The 16,386-nt window shown below is 32.8% G+C and carries 16 protein-coding genes; 3 read left to right on the top strand and 13 right to left on the bottom strand.

What is annotated here, in order from left to right:
- Window positions 1–48: 48 nt before the first annotated feature.
- Window positions 49–612 carry a DUF6642 family protein gene (locus AABD74_RS00885; RefSeq protein ID WP_232682701.1) on the bottom strand — a complete coding sequence of 188 codons (564 nt, stop codon included), beginning with the start codon at window positions 610–612 and terminating at the stop codon, window positions 49–51.
- A 171-nt stretch (window positions 613–783) separates the two neighbouring features.
- Between AABD74_RS00885 and AABD74_RS00880 the strand changes: the two genes are divergently transcribed.
- The gene (locus AABD74_RS00880) at window positions 784–1,386 is read left to right on the top strand and encodes a nucleosidase (RefSeq protein WP_406844413.1); all 603 of its coding nucleotides are present in this window, start codon (window positions 784–786) and stop codon (window positions 1,384–1,386) included.
- A gap of 251 nt (window positions 1,387–1,637) precedes the next feature.
- Here the strand turns inward: AABD74_RS00880 and AABD74_RS00875 are convergent, their stop codons facing one another.
- The 5 genes from AABD74_RS00875 to AABD74_RS00855 form a co-directional block, all read right to left on the bottom strand.
- Entirely contained in the window at window positions 1,638–2,249 is a 612-nt protein-coding gene (locus AABD74_RS00875; RefSeq protein ID WP_406844412.1) for a hypothetical protein, read from the bottom strand.
- Window positions 2,250–2,460: 211 nt separating this feature from the next.
- The gene (locus AABD74_RS00870) at window positions 2,461–2,703 is read right to left on the bottom strand and encodes a hypothetical protein (protein ID WP_406844411.1); all 243 of its coding nucleotides are present in this window, start codon (window positions 2,701–2,703) and stop codon (window positions 2,461–2,463) included.
- 365 nt (window positions 2,704–3,068) lie between these two features.
- Window positions 3,069–4,535, bottom strand: coding sequence for a glycoside hydrolase family 130 protein (locus AABD74_RS00865; protein ID WP_406844410.1), 1,467 nt, complete (start codon window positions 4,533–4,535; stop codon window positions 3,069–3,071).
- 236 nt (window positions 4,536–4,771) lie between these two features.
- A complete protein-coding gene (locus tag AABD74_RS00860) occupies window positions 4,772–6,346 on the bottom strand; it encodes a Na+/H+ antiporter (RefSeq protein ID WP_406844409.1) in 1,575 nt (524 codons plus the stop codon).
- Window positions 6,347–6,350: 4 nt separating this feature from the next.
- On the bottom strand, window positions 6,351–7,244 hold the full coding sequence (locus AABD74_RS00855) for an AraC family transcriptional regulator (RefSeq protein WP_232682692.1): 894 nt from the start codon (window positions 7,242–7,244) through the stop codon (window positions 6,351–6,353).
- 178 nt (window positions 7,245–7,422) lie between these two features.
- Here AABD74_RS00855 and AABD74_RS00850 point away from each other — a divergent pair, with 178 nt between their 5' ends.
- Window positions 7,423–8,403 carry an aldo/keto reductase gene (locus AABD74_RS00850; RefSeq protein ID WP_406844408.1) on the top strand — a complete coding sequence of 327 codons (981 nt, stop codon included), beginning with the start codon at window positions 7,423–7,425 and terminating at the stop codon, window positions 8,401–8,403.
- Window positions 8,404–8,478: 75 nt separating this feature from the next.
- On the opposite strand, the gene AABD74_RS00845 is transcribed toward AABD74_RS00850, so the two are convergent.
- The 7 genes from AABD74_RS00845 to AABD74_RS00815 form a co-directional block, all read right to left on the bottom strand.
- On the bottom strand, window positions 8,479–9,024 hold the full coding sequence (locus tag AABD74_RS00845; protein ID WP_232682690.1) for a YceI family protein: 546 nt from the start codon (window positions 9,022–9,024) through the stop codon (window positions 8,479–8,481).
- A gap of 11 nt (window positions 9,025–9,035) precedes the next feature.
- Window positions 9,036–9,401 carry a cytochrome c gene (locus AABD74_RS00840; RefSeq protein ID WP_232682689.1) on the bottom strand — a complete coding sequence of 122 codons (366 nt, stop codon included), beginning with the start codon at window positions 9,399–9,401 and terminating at the stop codon, window positions 9,036–9,038.
- Window positions 9,402–9,414: 13 nt separating this feature from the next.
- Window positions 9,415–10,257: a DUF5777 family beta-barrel protein gene (locus tag AABD74_RS00835; protein WP_232682688.1), complete on the bottom strand. Its 843-nt coding sequence runs from the start codon at window positions 10,255–10,257 to the stop codon at window positions 9,415–9,417.
- 2 nt (window positions 10,258–10,259) lie between these two features.
- Window positions 10,260–10,658: an OB-fold putative lipoprotein gene (locus tag AABD74_RS00830; protein ID WP_232682687.1), complete on the bottom strand. Its 399-nt coding sequence runs from the start codon at window positions 10,656–10,658 to the stop codon at window positions 10,260–10,262.
- Between the two features lie 379 nt (window positions 10,659–11,037).
- Window positions 11,038–13,488, bottom strand: coding sequence for a carboxypeptidase-like regulatory domain-containing protein (locus tag AABD74_RS00825; protein WP_406844407.1), 2,451 nt, complete (start codon window positions 13,486–13,488; stop codon window positions 11,038–11,040).
- A gap of 84 nt (window positions 13,489–13,572) precedes the next feature.
- Window positions 13,573–14,472 carry a FecR family protein gene (locus tag AABD74_RS00820; protein ID WP_232682685.1) on the bottom strand — a complete coding sequence of 300 codons (900 nt, stop codon included), beginning with the start codon at window positions 14,470–14,472 and terminating at the stop codon, window positions 13,573–13,575.
- A gap of 51 nt (window positions 14,473–14,523) precedes the next feature.
- A complete protein-coding gene (locus AABD74_RS00815; protein ID WP_232682684.1) occupies window positions 14,524–15,039 on the bottom strand; it encodes an RNA polymerase sigma factor in 516 nt (171 codons plus the stop codon).
- A 197-nt stretch (window positions 15,040–15,236) separates the two neighbouring features.
- Here AABD74_RS00815 and AABD74_RS00810 point away from each other — a divergent pair, with 197 nt between their 5' ends.
- Window positions 15,237–16,259: a hypothetical protein gene (locus tag AABD74_RS00810; protein WP_232682683.1), complete on the top strand. Its 1,023-nt coding sequence runs from the start codon at window positions 15,237–15,239 to the stop codon at window positions 16,257–16,259.
- The last annotated feature ends 127 nt before the right edge of the window (window positions 16,260–16,386 follow it).

Genomic DNA, 16,386 nt, shown 5'->3' with positions numbered 1-16,386 from the left:
CCTTTGCCTCGTAGGTTTTTATTTTTTCAACTGTCTTTGCTTTCATACCTAATAATACAATCTAAAATCTAGTAATTTGCAAAGCGCATAATGTTTTTGGTACAAATCTTCTACAACTTCGGTAAGATCGTCGTTTTCCTGATATAAGCTAAAAAACACTTTATCGATCGTACTGCAGCTGGCAATTTTATTGTAAGCAGCTCCGTAACCCGAAATGGCCCGCGCGCCTGTAATATCCAGAAAATATTGTGCCTCTTCATCGTTGAGATCGAGCCTTTTTTTATTGGCAAAATGAATAATTTTTCCTTTCATTTTTCCTTCAAAAAGCTCGGCTATTTCTTCGAGGCTGTAGTAATAATCATGAAGGCAGATGTTGTTTTCCTGTCCCGGCATTACAAGATAAATGATTTCATAATCCTTAAAATTATGATCGTCATAAAGCAGTGTGTTCAAGCTTTCTTCTAAACCTTCAATTGTATCGCAGGCTTTATAAATACTTGCAATTCCCTGGTCAATAGCAATTTCTTCCAGATTTTTAACCACATCAGTAGTCATAACGGCATCTACGTCCTGTACGCCTTCAAGGCAGAAAATAAATTTTTCATTATCCATACAAATGTCTTTTCGGTTCTTGGGAAAACTGCTTTTGACAAATATATTTTTTTATATGGAAAAACTGTTATTTGATTGGGATTTTAACGTGGTTTTTTGAATTAGAAGAAATACACTAAACAAAAAAACTTTTTTAAGCGTATTTTTGCTGACTGAAAAACCTAATTACTCATGATACAAATTAATAAAAACCAATTTTTTGCCATTGATGATATATTGTTTTCTTTTGCTCTTGAATCTGAAGCGGCAGAAGTTTTTAAAAGCTATAAAACATTGATTACAGGGATTGGAAAAGTTAATGCAGCTTATGAATTGTCTAAAGCAATTCAGTATAAAAAACCTGCATTAATAATTAATTTAGGATCTGCGGGAAGCAGCTTTTTTCAAAAAGGAGAGGTTATCTGTTGTACTAAGTTTGTACAAAGAGATATGGATGTTCAGGGATTAGGTTATGCACAATATGAAACGCCATTATCCGGGCTGCCTCCTGTTCTGGAATATGGTTTGAACATGGATGGATTGAAAGAAGGGATTTGCGGAACAGGGGATAATTTTGAAATGGGACATTGTTCTGATGCCTATAATGTTGTAGATATGGAAGCCTATGTTTTGGCGATGATTGCAATGAAAGAGAATATTCCGTTTTTATGTCTCAAATATATTTCTGATGGTGCAGATGATAATGCTGCCGAAGACTGGTTTGTTCAGGTGCATAAAGCTGCTATAGCTTATGGTAAGATTTTAGGATTTAATAATGAAGATGTTTTAGTGTAGACATAGCAATATCTACGTAGTGAATGTCTTCGAGGCAGAAAATAATTTTTTTATTGTCCGTACAAATGTCTCTTCTATTGTTGGTAAAACTGTTTTGACAAGCTTATTTATATATAAACTTTTATTTGATTGGGATTTAATGTGGTTTTTGAAATAGATTTATATTTATTCTTTAAAACAGCCTAAATATTTTTTAAGGGTATATTCCAATTTTTTATTTCGTAATCTATCATTTTGCATTCTATAGATTTTTAATTACTAAGACAATTAAAGCTTTTCATTAATTCGATGCTTTGCGCATCAGTGAAATTTTCTTCGACAAAACTTTTGGAAGTCCAGATTCTAATAGTTTCAATTTCTTTTGTTTGGAACAATGATAGTTCTTCTTCATGCGCAAATCCTCCACCAAAATATTGAGTATATTTTGATTCACAATTAAATTTTCCGTCATTAGATAGCTCTAGTCTAGTCCCATCTCTAAATAAAACATTCATTTTGCCGTCATCATCAATACAACCACCAGCTCCAACTGCTTGAATACTCAAAATTATTGATTTGTCGCTTTTCAATAGAAATATTCCAAACCCCTTTTTTCCTCCGTCTTTTGATACAATAAGTATTTTTTTCGAAGATGTACTTGATCTACCAGTCATCTTATCCACTTGAGTTACTATGTATTTGCTACAATTATCTGTTGTTGCATCAGTTTCATTAGTTTTTTTAGTTGAGGATTCTTTAAATTTCCATGTACCATCATTATTCAATATTATCTTTTTTCCATCATTTGTTGTTGCTTCAATTTGAGCAATTAATTTGAAGTTTGAAAAAATGAAAATAAGAAGAGTTAGAAGTAGTGCTTTCATAATTTTTTATTTTAAATTATTAAATTTTATACTTAACAAAGTTGAATCTTTTCAGATGAATTGTTTTATGGTTTTCCATAACATAACAAACATCTCAATAATTATTAAATAAAGAGTAAGTATAAACACCTGATTTTAATATATAACAAATCCAAGCTAACAAAATAATGAAGGAGAAATTGGTAAATTCCGATAAAGCAAAAAACAGATACTAAGCCGCTTTTTTCACACATAACTTTTGCTCCAAAACCTTTATCTGCTCCTCTGAACAAAGAATTTGTTCCCTAAGATCATTTCTAAAAACCTCAATCAAGTAATGAAATGTCATTTCTTTCATTGCAGATTTTTTGATAAGTCCTTTTTTAAAATCTATTTTTCTCTCTAATACAATAGCCCTGTAAGATCTCCCACTTAAAGTTGTGTAGGATACATCTTGTCCTTTTTCAAAATTCATTGCTTTAGCTTTTTCGATTCTTTATTTATTATTCGCTAATACAGTAGTCTCAATTTTATCAAAAAAAGAATTGAAAAATAATCTTAAGGGGGTTATAAAAATTTTTCATAACTGTTAGTGCAATGTATAAATATTCAAAAAAAAATTGGACCAGGTATTTATACCTGTTTTTAAACTTTAACTATTTTATTATAAGCAAGATAATTATTAAGAAAAGCTTTGTTATTGTTAGCTTTAGCTTAAATTTTTGATACAATTTAGGGTACTAAATTTTAGCCCTTCTCCAGACCATATTTTTAATTTTGAAACGATAAAATTTCATTCCAAAAACAAATAAAAGCAGTTTAAATAAAAATTTACAATTTCTATTTACTCTTCTTCAAAGCATCCAACAATTCAACCAGATCAACCACACCATAAGTAGACGAATAATCAGAAACCGCATAAGGTAATATCAAGCTGTTATTATGAATAATTGCACCGCAGGAATATACAACATTGGGTACATAACCTTCTCGTTCGTCTTCGAGTGGTGAAAGCAAAGGTTCGCTGAGTCTTCCAATTTCTTTTGACGGATCGTCAAGATCAAAAAGTGATGCACCTATACAATAGCGTCGCATTGTACCAACACCGTGTGTAATTACAAGCCAGCCTTCTTCTGTCCAAAGCGGTGAACCGCAATTTCCTATTTGGGTAAGTTCCCAGGTGTAACGAGGCTGCTGTAATAAAACAGGAGCGTTCCATTGTGTAGCCCGGTTCGAATACATAATGTAATTGTTTACGCCGTCGATTCGGGCAAGCATGGCATACTTTCCTTTTATCTTTCTTGGAAACAAGGCAAGGTTTTTATTTTGAGCCCCTTCTCCATGCAAAGGCATTACTCTAAAAGAATAAAAATCTTCTGTAGAAATTAGTTTTGGTAAAATGGCGTGACCGTTATAGGCCGTATAAGTAGCCATAACGCGAACGGAATTGTCATCATCAACAAAACGGACAAAACGAGCGTCTTCAATTCCGCGGCTTTCAGAATCGGATATCGGAAATATAACACGTTCGGTAATATCAGAATCGTGTTTGAATTGTAAATCATAAAAAGAATTGGCTAACCAGAGTATTTCTTCCAGTGCAACTCTTCTTTCCTGAAGAATCGACGGATCACTCAAAGCCGTAGTCAGTAAATTTTTAAGGATAGCAAACTCAAATTCATTCGGTAAATCCTGCATAATTTGATCGATATACTTATCCTGCGTATGCATTTCAATCAATTTTGTTAAAAAGCGTTCCTTATTGAATACGGTTTTGTGTTCAATTTCGGCCTTATCAATATGATGCCCAATTTTCATTATTTGAAGGTTGTTGTCTTTGTCCAGAATTCCTCTTCTAAAAACAATTGATGAAATATGACCTTCACCAGTGGCACGGAAAGAAATAATAACACGTTTTTCGCCGGTCTCTAAACCCGACTGATCAAAATCTTCTACAATTGAGGGATTAAAAATGGCCGCAGATTCTATCGCATATTCCATTGTACAATAAGAACCAATAAGCATTTTTCGATTAAGGGACATCGCTTCGTAATCTACCTGCATGGCTTCTATTATAGGTCTGATTTTTTCACAGTGCCTAAAAAATATAGACGAAATATTTCGGTGGCGTCTGGCAAATTCGCGAAGGGTCTGCTCTAAGGTTTCTGATACTTGTTTTTCATCCAGCGTCATGATTCGAAGTACCATTTGCTGGGTTCGCTCATAACCATTCATAAAATATCGGGCAACAACTCTTCTGGAATCTGGGGTGAATTTTATATTTTTTCGGACTACTGATACTCGCATAATTTTATTTTTTAAATACAGTAAAATAGATGCATTTTTATCTAGTATTAGAATTATTTTGCAGAAAATAACTTCTAATGCTATAACAAGTTAACAATTTTGATAACGAAAAAAAACTTTATTTCTATTAAATTCTCTGCCGGTATTTGTTTTTCTCGCTCTTAAATAATTATTTTAAGAATTAAAGAGATAAACTTTATAATGTAAAACAGCAGGTTTTATTACTGAAATGACTTCTAAAGATATCGCAGTTTTTCTTCTTCAATATCCAGATAATGCATCTGCGCGCGTATAATAGATTCGTCTAAAGTTTGATCTTCTTTGTTTTTATTTATAAGCCACTGTCTTTGCTGGTTTAATAAATCAAGATAAATATGTTTTAGATCCTGGCTTATTGATTCATTATCGATTCCTTTAATATGCTGTTCCCATTTTTGAATAAGATGCTGCAATGAGGTATTATTTTCTACCTGACCGTCATAATTAGTTTTTAAATAATGCAAGGCAAATTGAGCTAATTCTTGTCGTACTTGATTATAAGCCTCATCATGAGGCACAGGATCGTAGATATTAGGCAGTTTAATTTTTCTGATAAAATAAGGAAGCGTTAATCCCTGAATTAATAAAGTCAAAAGAATAACAATAAAAGTGATAAATAAGATAAGATTACGCTGCGGAAATCCGTTGCCATTATTCAAATAAACGGGTATCGATAATGCAGCGGCTAATGAAACAACACCGCGCATTCCGGTCCAGCCGAGTATAAAAGGTGTTTTGTAACCGGGATGTCTTCTGTCTGCAACCGTGATAAAATTTCGGGCAATTAATGTGACAATTACTGCACCATAAGAAGATATTATTCGGCTTACAATTAAAACAACTGTAATCAGAACGCCATATCCAATTGCTGTCATAAGGCTTACTTCTTCAAGTCCTTTGGTAATTTGAGGCAGATCTAATCCAATCAGCATAAAAACCAATCCATTTAATATAAAACAAAAACTTTCCCAAACATTTGTACCCTGAACGCGGGATTTGCTGCTCAAAAAGCGGTGCCTGTTATTAGACAAAAGCAATCCGCAGCTTACAACGGCCAATACTCCGGAACTATGAACTTCTTCGGCAGCCAGATAAATGATATACGGTGTTAGTAATGACAGAACGATATCTGCATTAGCGTCAGTTGGCAGATATTTGTGGGCTTTCATAAAAAGCCACCCTATTAATAAACCTATTGCAACGCCGCCAAAAATCATCCAGCTAAAACTTATTGCGGCTTTGTAAAATATAAACTGCTCTGTTGCTACAGCAATCATGGCAAATCTGAAAATAATAAGAGAAGAGGCGTCATTCAATAAACTTTCGCCTTCTAATATTGACGAAATGGTTTTGGGTACTTTAACAAATTTTAAAATTGCTCCGGCACTTACGGCATCTGGAGGCGATACAATGCCGCCTAAAACAAAACCTAATGCTAATGAAAAGCCCGGAATAAAATAATTAGCCACTAATGCGACTGAAAGTGCCGAGATGAAAACGACTATAAAAGCAAAACTTGTAATAATGCGCCGCCAGCGCCATAACTCTTTCCATGAAACTGTCCACGCAGCTTCGTATAATAACGGGGGCAGGAAAATAAAAAATATCAATTCAGGCTCGATATTTATAGCGGGAACACCCGGAATAAAACTGATTACCAATCCTGCCAGTACCAAAAGTACTGGATAAGCTACTTTTATTTTATTGCCCAGCATAATGAGCAATAAAATGATAATTAACAGACCAAGATAAAAAGGGAAGTTGTCCAGCATTCTTTTAGTTTAGGTTTCTATATTCTATTGGGGTGTAACCGGTATTTTTTTTAAACATTCGATTAAAATGCTGTGGATATTTAAACCCTAATTCTGAGGCAATCTGACTAACTGATTTTTCTGCATCAAAAATTCGTTCTTTTGCCAGATTTATCAACTTAAGATGAATGTGTTCCTGAGCTGATTTTCCTGTTTCTTTTTTGATTAAATCTCCAAAATAATTTGGCGAAAGATGTAAATGGTCTGCAAAATATCCAACAGAAGGCAAACCAGAATCTTGTGCCATTTGAGATTGAAAATAGTCGTTTAATAAATTCTCAAACTTTGATAAAATATCAGAATTGATGTTTTCGCGGGTTATAAACTGCCTGTCATAAAAACGCACGCAATGATTTAAAAGCAAATCAATTGTATTGCTTATAATATTTTTGCTGTGTTTGTCAATTGACTGGCTTAATTCATATTCCAGTTTACTAAATAAATCTTTTATGATTTGCTGTTCTTTTAAAGATAAATGAAGTGCTTCGTGCGAATCATAAGAAAAAAACGAATATTGATTTATATTTTTTGCCAGCGCAGTTCCTTTTATCAAATCAGGATGAAAAAGTAATGTCAAAGCTGTAGATTTATAATTGTCTGTATTATTAACCTCGAGTACTTGTCCGGGTGCTACAAAAACCATTGTGCCATCATCGTAATCATAAATATTACGCCCGTATTTTAATTCACCGCAATGACCGCCTTTTAAAAATACAGCATAAAAACCAAAGTGCAGGCGGGTATGATTGGGCAGTGCTTTACTGTTAGAATTATCAAAAACACTAATTAAAGGATGCTGCATTTCAACACCTTTTAATTGATTATACTGTGTAACTTGTTCGAGTTTTATTTGGTCCATGATCTCTTTATAAAAATAGCTGCACAAATATACTATTCAGATTATTAATAACTTAGTGTGATTATTCAAATCAGTAAAAATGGTAATAATAGCAGTAATCTGTATTATATACGACTGGTTTTATTAAAGGAAATTTGTACTGTTAAAAATAACAATAAACTTTTATATAAATAAAATTATGGAAAAGAGAATATTAGGAACACAAGGACTAGAGGTTTCTGCATTAGGATTGGGCTGTATGGGATTAAGTTTTGCTTACGGTACAGCGGTAGACAAGCAGCATGGAATAAAAATAATTAGAGAAGCATACGAACAGGGAATTACTTTTTTTGATACTGCCGAAGCTTATGGTATTGCCAATGAAGAATTAGTAGGAGAGGCTCTGGCGCCGTTTCGAAAAGATGTTGTTATTGCGACCAAATTTGGTTTTAAAGGCGGAAATGCATTTAACGGACAAGACAGCCGGCCAGAAAATATCAGGGCTGTTGCCGAAGAATCTTTAAGACATTTAAAAACAGATGTTATTGATTTATTTTATCAGCATAGAGTAGATCAAAATGTGCCGATAGAGGATGTTGCAGGAACTGTTAAAGATCTTATACAAGAAGGAAAAGTAAAATACTTTGGACTTTCTGAAGCGGGTGCGGCATCAATTAGAAAAGCGCATGCGGTTCAGCCGGTTTCAGCTTTGCAAAGCGAATATTCTATTTGGTGGCGAGAACCGGAGTTAGAAATTATACCGGTACTTGAAGAATTAGGAATTGGTTTTGTACCGTTTAGTCCGTTAGGAAGAGGGTTTTTAACCGGAGCAATAACTGAAAGTACCAGTTTTGAAGCGACAGATTTTAGAAATAATCTGCCTCGTTTTAGTGAAGAAAACAGAAAAGCGAATCAAAAATTAGTCGATTTACTGGCCGCAATTGCTTCTCAAAAACAGGCAACACCTGCACAAATTGCATTGGGCTGGCTGCTGGCGCAAAAACCGTGGATTGCACCAATTCCAGGTACAACAAAATCACATCGATTAACAGAAAATATTGGCGGAGCTTCAATTAATTTATCTGCAGATGATGTTAAAAAAATTGACGATGCATTTGCCCAAACCACAATACAGGGAGATCGATATCCTGCTCAGTTGCAGCAAACAGTAGGGAAATAATGCTGTAGTAATATAAAAAAGTGCTAAATTGAAAAATTTAGCACTTTTAAATAACAAATCATAAACTAAAAAAAATTACATTTTTGTAAGCGGCAGGTTAAAATTTACATTTACTTTATCTGCGACTTTTTTAGAAACCAGTTTTGGAATTTCAATAGCAAAATCTTCTGCTTTTGCTTCAAAACTTCCTGTTACTGTAATCTTATCATCAGATTTTGAAATTTTAGCATTTACAGTAATTTTTTTTGTTTTTCCGTGTAAGGTTAAATCTCCCGAAATTTTAACTGCTTTAGCTGCAGATGAAAGTTTTGAAGCATCAAAATCTTCGATTTTTCCTTTAAATGATGCTTTTGGAAACTTGTCTGATTCTACATAATTTTCATTAAAGTGTTCCTCCATTAAAGCAACCTTAAAACGAAATCCTTTCATAAGTGTTAATACGGCAATATCTCCCGTTCCTGAATCTAAAATAGCAGATGTATTTTTATTTTCTGCTGCAACTTCTTCAAAAGAAGGAACAGAAGCTTCAAACTTTAAGTTTCCTGTTTTTGTCGCATATTTTTGTGCTGAAACTTGAAATATTCCAACAAATAAAAATAGCAGTATAATTTGTTTTTTCATTTTATATTGATTTAATTTTCACTTTCTAATAATCCATCTGTATTCCATTGCAGAATGGTATTTATTTTATCCTGAGGCATTCTGCCTCCTTTTGGCATTTGTCCCGAAGCACCGTTTGGACGCTGGATTCTGTCTAATAAATCTGTATTTAATACAGCGTTTTTAACTTGTGCATAAGTTACTAAAGGTGTAAAACTTGCTTCACCATTTTGGCTGTGGCAGGCAATGCAGTTTGCATCAATAATAGATTTAACATTAGCGTTGTAAGTAACTTTGCCTACTATTACCACTGGGTCTTCCTGCAGGCTTTCATAAGTGTTCGATTCACAGCCGTATAAGGATAATATAATACCAGATAAGAAGATATATTTTTTCATATTGTATACTTTTTTAAAAAACTCTATATAAATTAAATCCAAAGAAAAAATCGCCTTTTCCCCAATCGCCGGCTGCATTTGTTAAGTAGCCGCTCTCGGTCATAGATTGCGAATTCGTAAAAATTAATTGAAAAACGTGACCGCCGGTTTCTATGTCCAGACCAACTGATAATGGATTGTTATAAAAGCTAGGTTTGTCGAAATTCGCACCGTATTCAAGATTTAGAGAAAGTCTTTTGGTTAATTTTAATCTTCCGCCGGTGCCTAATGTAAATTGATTATCGTTTTCAGTATCCGGATTGTACAGGTTTTTATGAATGAATGAAGGTGCCAGTTCCAGAGATAATCTGTCAGAGACTTTTCTTGAAATAAGAAGCTGACTGATATACGTTAACCGGTCAGAAAATTCAATTTTAGGATAATCGTCTTTTTTTAATCCGCTGTTAATATCGATTGTATTGTAGCCCACAATGTCAAACGGGAATTTGTCGTTTTGTCTGGCAAGTCGATATTTAACCGATGTTTCGTAAATTTTTAATAGCGTATGGCGTGATGCACTTACAGAAAGCCAATCGGTTACACCATAAATTCCGCCAATTTTTGTAGTGGCATCATCAAAACCAAAAAACTCAGAGATTCCGCCTTTTACAGAACCAAATCGATGTGATACAACAATATAGAGCTCTTTTTTGGCCGCTAGTTTTGTCGATTGCAGCGTAATAATCTGCAGGGCTTTAAAAGTGGCAGTTGCGTTTTTATCAACTACTTGTGTCGAGTCCAGACTATAAAGTAAATCTTCTTGGGCATTAGCATATAAGCAGATTAAAAAGCTGGCAATTAAGAATATTTTTTTCATATTTAATGTTGTTGTATACTGCATTGGTCTAATTTTACTACTCCGAATAAATCATCATAACCAATACATCTTCCTTTTATATTGATTTGTTTATTCGTATAATTTGTTTTTACTATTTCATTCATTTTACAAAATACTTTTCCGTCAATTACCATAGAAGAATCAGTAACTTCTGTAGCTGTTCCTACAATTTCAATTGTTTTATTCAAGTATTTTGAATCTGCCTGCGAAGAATTTCCTGCATATTGACTTTCTAAATTCTTAGCAGAAATGGTAAGTATAGATTTTTCCTTATTGATGTCTCTGGCATCTTTGTAAATAATGTTTTGGTAGATGTAATAAGGGCCAAAACTTATTGCTAACAACACTACCAAAATTGTGATTTTTCTTTTTGTACTCATGTCAATTTTATTATTTTAAATTTTACAGCAGTGTATCAGAATTCTTTTTTAAAGAATGTTAGTTCTTATATCGCAAGTGGCATGTCTTTTACCGTAACCGGCCAAATTGCTTCGCATCCTCTAGTACACATCAGGAAGTCATGTTCGTTTTAATGAGCATTTCGTTCAATAAATAATTTAGATAGTTGCTACGAACTGTCATGAAAAAAATAGCCCTGATGGTATGGTATCAAGTTTTTTAAGGAAATCATTTTTTACTCTTTTGATAGATTCAATAGTAAAACAATCTTGATAGGTATTACCCTACCAAAAAAATGATGTTTTTGTAAAAAAAATGAAAAGAAGTACAGAATTTTTTTAAATTCCTGCTTGAATAAAGTTAAAATGAAACCCTAAAACTCATGTTTGGAGTTCTTTGCAGTGAAAAAGTTTCGACTTCTTCTATAGAATTTGTCAGTGAACTTATTCTATAATATTCGCTGATTTCATTTTTTCTGTTCAGGATATTTAAAATAGATATCCCTAATTTGTATTGAATGCCGTTATCAGTTTCCCACTTGTAAGTTGAGGAAAAGTTAACCTGAGAAAAAATACGCAAGTTGCTGCTATTAGGTTTGTTGTAAACCAGTACAGGATTTGAACGGTCAATTTGAGAATTATCAGGCGGCGTGTTAGGTCTGCCAGATGTCCATTTTGTTCCCAAAGCAATTTTAAAATTGTTTTTCTCATAAATTCCTGCCCATGATGCGGTATGCATTAGCTCAAAATTGTTGGGGAAAATTGGATATTCGTAAGTAGAAAAATTATAATTATTATGATTATACGTATAGCTTAACCAAGTCAAAAAGTGGTTCATTTTTTTTTGAATAAGCATTTCTGTTCCCCATACTTCATAGTCGCCGGTAATTTTAACAAATTCTAACTGGTTCTGAAAACCCTGGCTGGAGGTTGTAATTCCGACTACCTTTTTATAAAAATTTTCGATATCAAACAGCCAGCTATTTTTTGTGTAAGATAAGTTTAAAGATATTTGCCTGCTTTTTTGAATAGGGATTGTTGTATTATTAGAGAGGGTCCAGCGTCTTTTTTCAATTCCAAAATAATCTTTTTGCAAATTAATGATTTGTTGCGAGTTCTGGCTTTTTAGCTCGCCCAGCAGTTCTGCATTTAGACTTTTAGTTATGCCATAGCTAAACTGCAATCGTGGTTCTACAATATATTTTTTAAATTTTTCAATATAATTAATACGGGTTCCGGCCTTAAAATATATTCTGGAAATCGTATCGTTGTATTTTCCTTCTAAAATTAAGGCGTGGGTTCTCAATACCTCTTTAACCCTGCGATAAAAATCAGGATTCGTTACCTGTTCTAAATTAGTAACACCTATTTCGTTAAACTGATACCCATCGTTAAAAGTAAATTTAGAGTTAATGATATGGCTGTTCTCTAAATTAAAGCCATTATTATTTACGGTATTTTCCTGAATAACGATTTGATCTTCAAAGGTTGTTTTTTGGTTGGCACGAAGTTCGTAAGCTGAATTATAGATATTAATTTTAGTTGTATTGAAGCTGTTCCAGTTTCTTTTCCAGGCTAAATTTCCGCCATAATTCTGCTGGCGTAAAATATTGTTTTCAGATTTGTTTATGTCATTTGCAGCTGCACTTTGAAAAACTTCCAGATTATCTTTAATTGTAATAAGATCTAATACGATTTGGTCTTTAGGTCCTATTTTTTGAGCATATTTCAGCGTAGCATCATAAAAACCAAATTTCTTATCACTTTGATAATCGACATTTTGGTTATTTGAAAAATCAGTGATTGTAGTGTTTTGAAATACTTTATTGAAATATTCTTTATATGTAGGCGTTTCTACAAAATCGGTAATCGATTTACGTGCTGAAATTTCAATATAGCTCTTTTTCGAAAGATTGTATTTTCCATAAATATCAGCATTGATCATATTTATTCCTGCACTGAACGAGTTTTTTTCTGCCATTTCGGGAGTAGACGAAATAGCGACTACACTAGATACACTTTCTCCGTAAAAGGCAGAACTCCCGTTTTTATAAATAGAAATAGTATGCCCCAAATTGGGATTAAAAGCCGATATTAAACCAAAAAAATGTCCCGTTTGAAACATTCGTATTCCATTCCACAAAAATAAATTTTGGTCGTGGGTACCGCCGCGAACATTGATGCTGGATACACTTTCATCAATACTGTTTACACCCGGGATTTGCTGCATTGTCTGCAAAGCATCGGGTTCGATAAGTCCGGGCAGAATACCAAATTTTTTGGGTTTAATTTCAAATGAGCCATCTTTATTTTTTGAAATTCCCGAAGCCAGAATTGCATTGGCTTTAATTTCCAGAAGTTCTGTAATTTCCGGATCTAAAAATATCTGCAGGCAATCTTTAGAGTTGGTATTGTCAGCCGTAACTTTTTTGGTTATAAATCCTATGTGGCTGGTCAAAAATATAGCTGTGCCCTTATTTTCAAACTCAAAATAACCGTTTGCATCGGTTGAAACCTGAGTTTTATCAAGTAAGCTAATATTGGCGTTTTCAATTGGTTTTTTATCTGCATTAGAAAAAACGTAGCCGCAGAATATTGGAGCTTCGTTATCTTTTTTATAAATATTAATGAACTTGTTTCCTATATTTTCAAAAGACAAATGGGTTTTTTGAGAAAGATATTTCAGTTTTTGTTCTAAGGAAAGCGATTTTTTTGGCGGAATTAATTCCAATCCGGCAATATTGTCCTCGGTATAATTAAAGCTAACCTGATGCTGCTGTTCAATATCAATAATTATTTTTTTAAAAGGCATGGGTTTCTCTTTGTCCTGAGCAAAAAGATTCAGGACAAGGAAAAATAGACAAAACAAAAAATGAAATCGTTTTAGGACCAACATTTATTTTTCGTCAAATATAATTTTATTTTTTGAGACTTGTCTGATCTTTAAATGATAGGTTGTACTAATAATCTGCAAGGCTGTATTCAAGTCTTTAGCGGGTAATTTTCCTGTAAATAGGGAAGTTGTGTTTTTTGCGTTTAATTCAATTGTAATATTATACTGCCTTTCAACTTCGTCTAATAAGCTTCTTATGTTTTCTATATAAAAAGATATTTGATTGTCGATCCATTCCGGTTTTGACGAAGTTACAGTTGTTTTAACCTGCTTTCCGTTTTCAAAACTAACGCTTTGTCCGTGAGTTAATAAAATTTGGATGTCAGCATAATTTACTTTTACACGTCCCTCATAACACACTACATCAAACCTGTTTTTTCTGGCTTTAACATTAAATTGAGTTCCTAAAACTGTTACTTTTCCAAGACTGGTCTGTACTTCAAATTTTTTCCCTTTTGCTACTTTAAAATAAGCTTCTCCTTTTAATTCAAGATGTCTGTTGTTATCCCAGTTCCATTTTTTATAATTTATTTCAGAACCGGAGTTTAATACCACTTCAGAATTATCTGGTAATGAAAAAGTAGTTTTTTCTCCAAAATCTGCTGTTTGAGTCTGGGTAACAAAAAATTTCATCGCAAATGTAATTCCAAGTGCGAGAATAAATATGGCAGCAGCTCTAAAAATCCATTTTTTATGAAGCGGAATTACTTTTGGAGCCTCTTTTTTCTGGCTCAAAATATTCAACAACATAGCATTTTTGTCAAAATCACCTACTTCTAAATGAGCTGTATAATCTTTTATTTTTTGGTATTTTTCAAAATCGGGACTTGCTTCAAATACAGCTAATTCATCCGGAGATAAATCATTGTTGAGCCATTTTGCTAATAAGCGATCTTTTTTCATTGTATTGTATTATATCTTTAAAACAATTAAAATTAAATTTACCCTACTTTTTTATAAATCAATTTCTTTACGTAAGCTCAACAAAGCCAGATGAATGCGTTTTTCTACTGCTTTTACGCTAATATTTAAATCGACGGCAATTTCGCTGTATTTTTTTCCGTCGATTCTATGCATTAAAAAGGCTTCACGCTGTTTTTCGTTTAAGTTTTCAATAGCATTCAAAAGTTTGGTCTGAAATTGTTTTTCTTCGAGAATATATTCTGGACTTTCATTTGTTTTGTCTAAACCTGTAAAATTTTTTTCGTACTTTAAAATCACTTTCTGGTGTGCAATTTCGTTGAGACTGTTGTTATTGGCGACCGTATAAACATACGATTTTGCTTTTTCCAGCGGTACAGATGCGCAGTTTTGCCAAAGTTTTACAAATGCTTCCTGCGCTACATCTTCTGCCTGATCGACATTGCCAAATTTGTAAAAAAGAAAATTTCGAAGTGCTACTATATGACTTTTAAAAAAGGATGAAAAAATTATTTCATCGCAAGTATCTGATTGGTTTTTAGCTGGCATTTATATTTTCAATTGGTTGGTACAAAAGTATTTGTTTTTAGTATAAGTAGGGTAAAAGCAATACAGATTGTTTTATAGTTGTATGAAATGAAATTTCTTATGATAATTCAAAATTAAATATGAAACCAAATTCCTTAATGGCGATTTACTAAAAAAAACAGTTTCTTAATTTTTATTACCTTTGTAAAAATATAAATATGCTCTCTTTTAAAAAATATTTATCAATAGCAGTTTTCTTGTTCTTATTGTCTTGTCAGCACGAATCAGATGATCAGAATGATAATAATGCACAAGGAACAATTACAAATACTTCCCCCCTTACGTCCTATTTGCAAAGGGTTGCAATGGTTCAGACAGTACAGGATAATATAATCGACGGGTCTACTTATTGTACTATAAAATTTCCTTACACCGTTACTGTTAACAACGAACAAATTGCAGTTAACAGCGCTGCTGATTACCAAAAAGTAATAGACAATATTAATGCAAGCAATACCGATGATGATATTGTAAATATAACTTTTCCGGTAACGATGGTATACTATAATTATTATGAAAAATTTATCCCTGATCAGGCTGATTTTGATGCTTTAATCGATTATTGGAATCTTTACCCTGATCTTTTATCTAAAATCAACGGATTAAATATCAATTATCCTATAACAATCAACATTTATAACAGTGCCAATCAGGTTGGAAGTTCTCAAACGATTATAAGCGATCAGGCCTTTTTTAATTTTATAAAAAATTTGAGCGCCAGTCAGTATATTTCTTTAAAATATCCAATTTCGATAGTAGATTATAATGGCCAGACGAAATCAATTAATAATAATTTAGATTTCGAAAATGCTATAAAATACGCTATTGATTACTGTCCTGAAAACAATATTGTAACACTTGATTTGAATGAAGTAATTACAAAAGGCACTTGGGAAATTCCATATTATTTTGACGATTCTGAGCAAACCTCATCTTACAGCGGTTATTCATTTGTTTTTAAAAGTGATAACTCAGTAGTTGCTACAAAAGGAGGAATTTCTGAAACTGGTCAATGGACAAGTACTGTACAAGATAACGTAAGAGAACTGCAGCTGACCTTTAGTTCAGCGTTACTTAGTAAATTAAATAATTATTGGAAGTTATTTGAATTTAATAATTCGCAGATTCGATTGCGCGATGTAAGCGGTACTACCAATTATCTTTATTTTGAAAAAGAATAAATCTTATATAATCTTAATTTTAAAGGATGCCTTAAATTTTGATAAAAGGTAAATAATGTTAAGATTAATTTATACTAATAAAACAAAGTTGAGCATATAAACTTATGCTTTTTTGTTAAAACAAAAA

The sequence above is a fragment of the Flavobacterium soyae genome, from assembly GCF_045348165.1.
Taxonomy (GTDB): Bacteria; Bacteroidota; Bacteroidia; order Flavobacteriales; family Flavobacteriaceae; genus Flavobacterium; species Flavobacterium soyae.
The sequence above is the reverse complement of the archived record's forward strand: the minus strand, read 5'-3'. Positions and strand labels throughout refer to the sequence as shown.

Excerpts from the sequence above, each read along its gene's own strand:
- AABD74_RS00885 (WP_232682701.1), bottom strand. The coding sequence starts at position 612 with ATGGATAATGAAAAATTTATTTTCTGCCTTGAAGGCGTACAGGACGTA.
- AABD74_RS00880 (WP_406844413.1), top strand. The coding sequence starts at position 784 with ATGATACAAATTAATAAAAACCAATTTTTTGCCATTGATGATATATTG.
- AABD74_RS00875 (WP_406844412.1), bottom strand. The coding sequence starts at position 2,249 with ATGAAAGCACTACTTCTAACTCTTCTTATTTTCATTTTTTCAAACTTC.
- AABD74_RS00870 (WP_406844411.1), bottom strand. The coding sequence starts at position 2,703 with ATGAATTTTGAAAAAGGACAAGATGTATCCTACACAACTTTAAGTGGG.
- AABD74_RS00865 (WP_406844410.1), bottom strand. The coding sequence starts at position 4,535 with ATGCGAGTATCAGTAGTCCGAAAAAATATAAAATTCACCCCAGATTCC.
- AABD74_RS00860 (WP_406844409.1), bottom strand. The coding sequence starts at position 6,346 with ATGCTGGACAACTTCCCTTTTTATCTTGGTCTGTTAATTATCATTTTA.
- AABD74_RS00855 (WP_232682692.1), bottom strand. The coding sequence starts at position 7,244 with ATGGACCAAATAAAACTCGAACAAGTTACACAGTATAATCAATTAAAA.
- AABD74_RS00850 (WP_406844408.1), top strand. The coding sequence starts at position 7,423 with ATGGAAAAGAGAATATTAGGAACACAAGGACTAGAGGTTTCTGCATTA.
- AABD74_RS00845 (WP_232682690.1), bottom strand. The coding sequence starts at position 9,024 with ATGAAAAAACAAATTATACTGCTATTTTTATTTGTTGGAATATTTCAA.
- AABD74_RS00840 (WP_232682689.1), bottom strand. The coding sequence starts at position 9,401 with ATGAAAAAATATATCTTCTTATCTGGTATTATATTATCCTTATACGGC.
- AABD74_RS00835 (WP_232682688.1), bottom strand. The coding sequence starts at position 10,257 with ATGAAAAAAATATTCTTAATTGCCAGCTTTTTAATCTGCTTATATGCT.
- AABD74_RS00830 (WP_232682687.1), bottom strand. The coding sequence starts at position 10,658 with ATGAGTACAAAAAGAAAAATCACAATTTTGGTAGTGTTGTTAGCAATA.
- AABD74_RS00825 (WP_406844407.1), bottom strand. The coding sequence starts at position 13,488 with ATGCCTTTTAAAAAAATAATTATTGATATTGAACAGCAGCATCAGGTT.
- AABD74_RS00820 (WP_232682685.1), bottom strand. The coding sequence starts at position 14,472 with ATGAAAAAAGATCGCTTATTAGCAAAATGGCTCAACAATGATTTATCT.
- AABD74_RS00815 (WP_232682684.1), bottom strand. The coding sequence starts at position 15,039 with ATGCCAGCTAAAAACCAATCAGATACTTGCGATGAAATAATTTTTTCA.
- AABD74_RS00810 (WP_232682683.1), top strand. The coding sequence starts at position 15,237 with ATGCTCTCTTTTAAAAAATATTTATCAATAGCAGTTTTCTTGTTCTTA.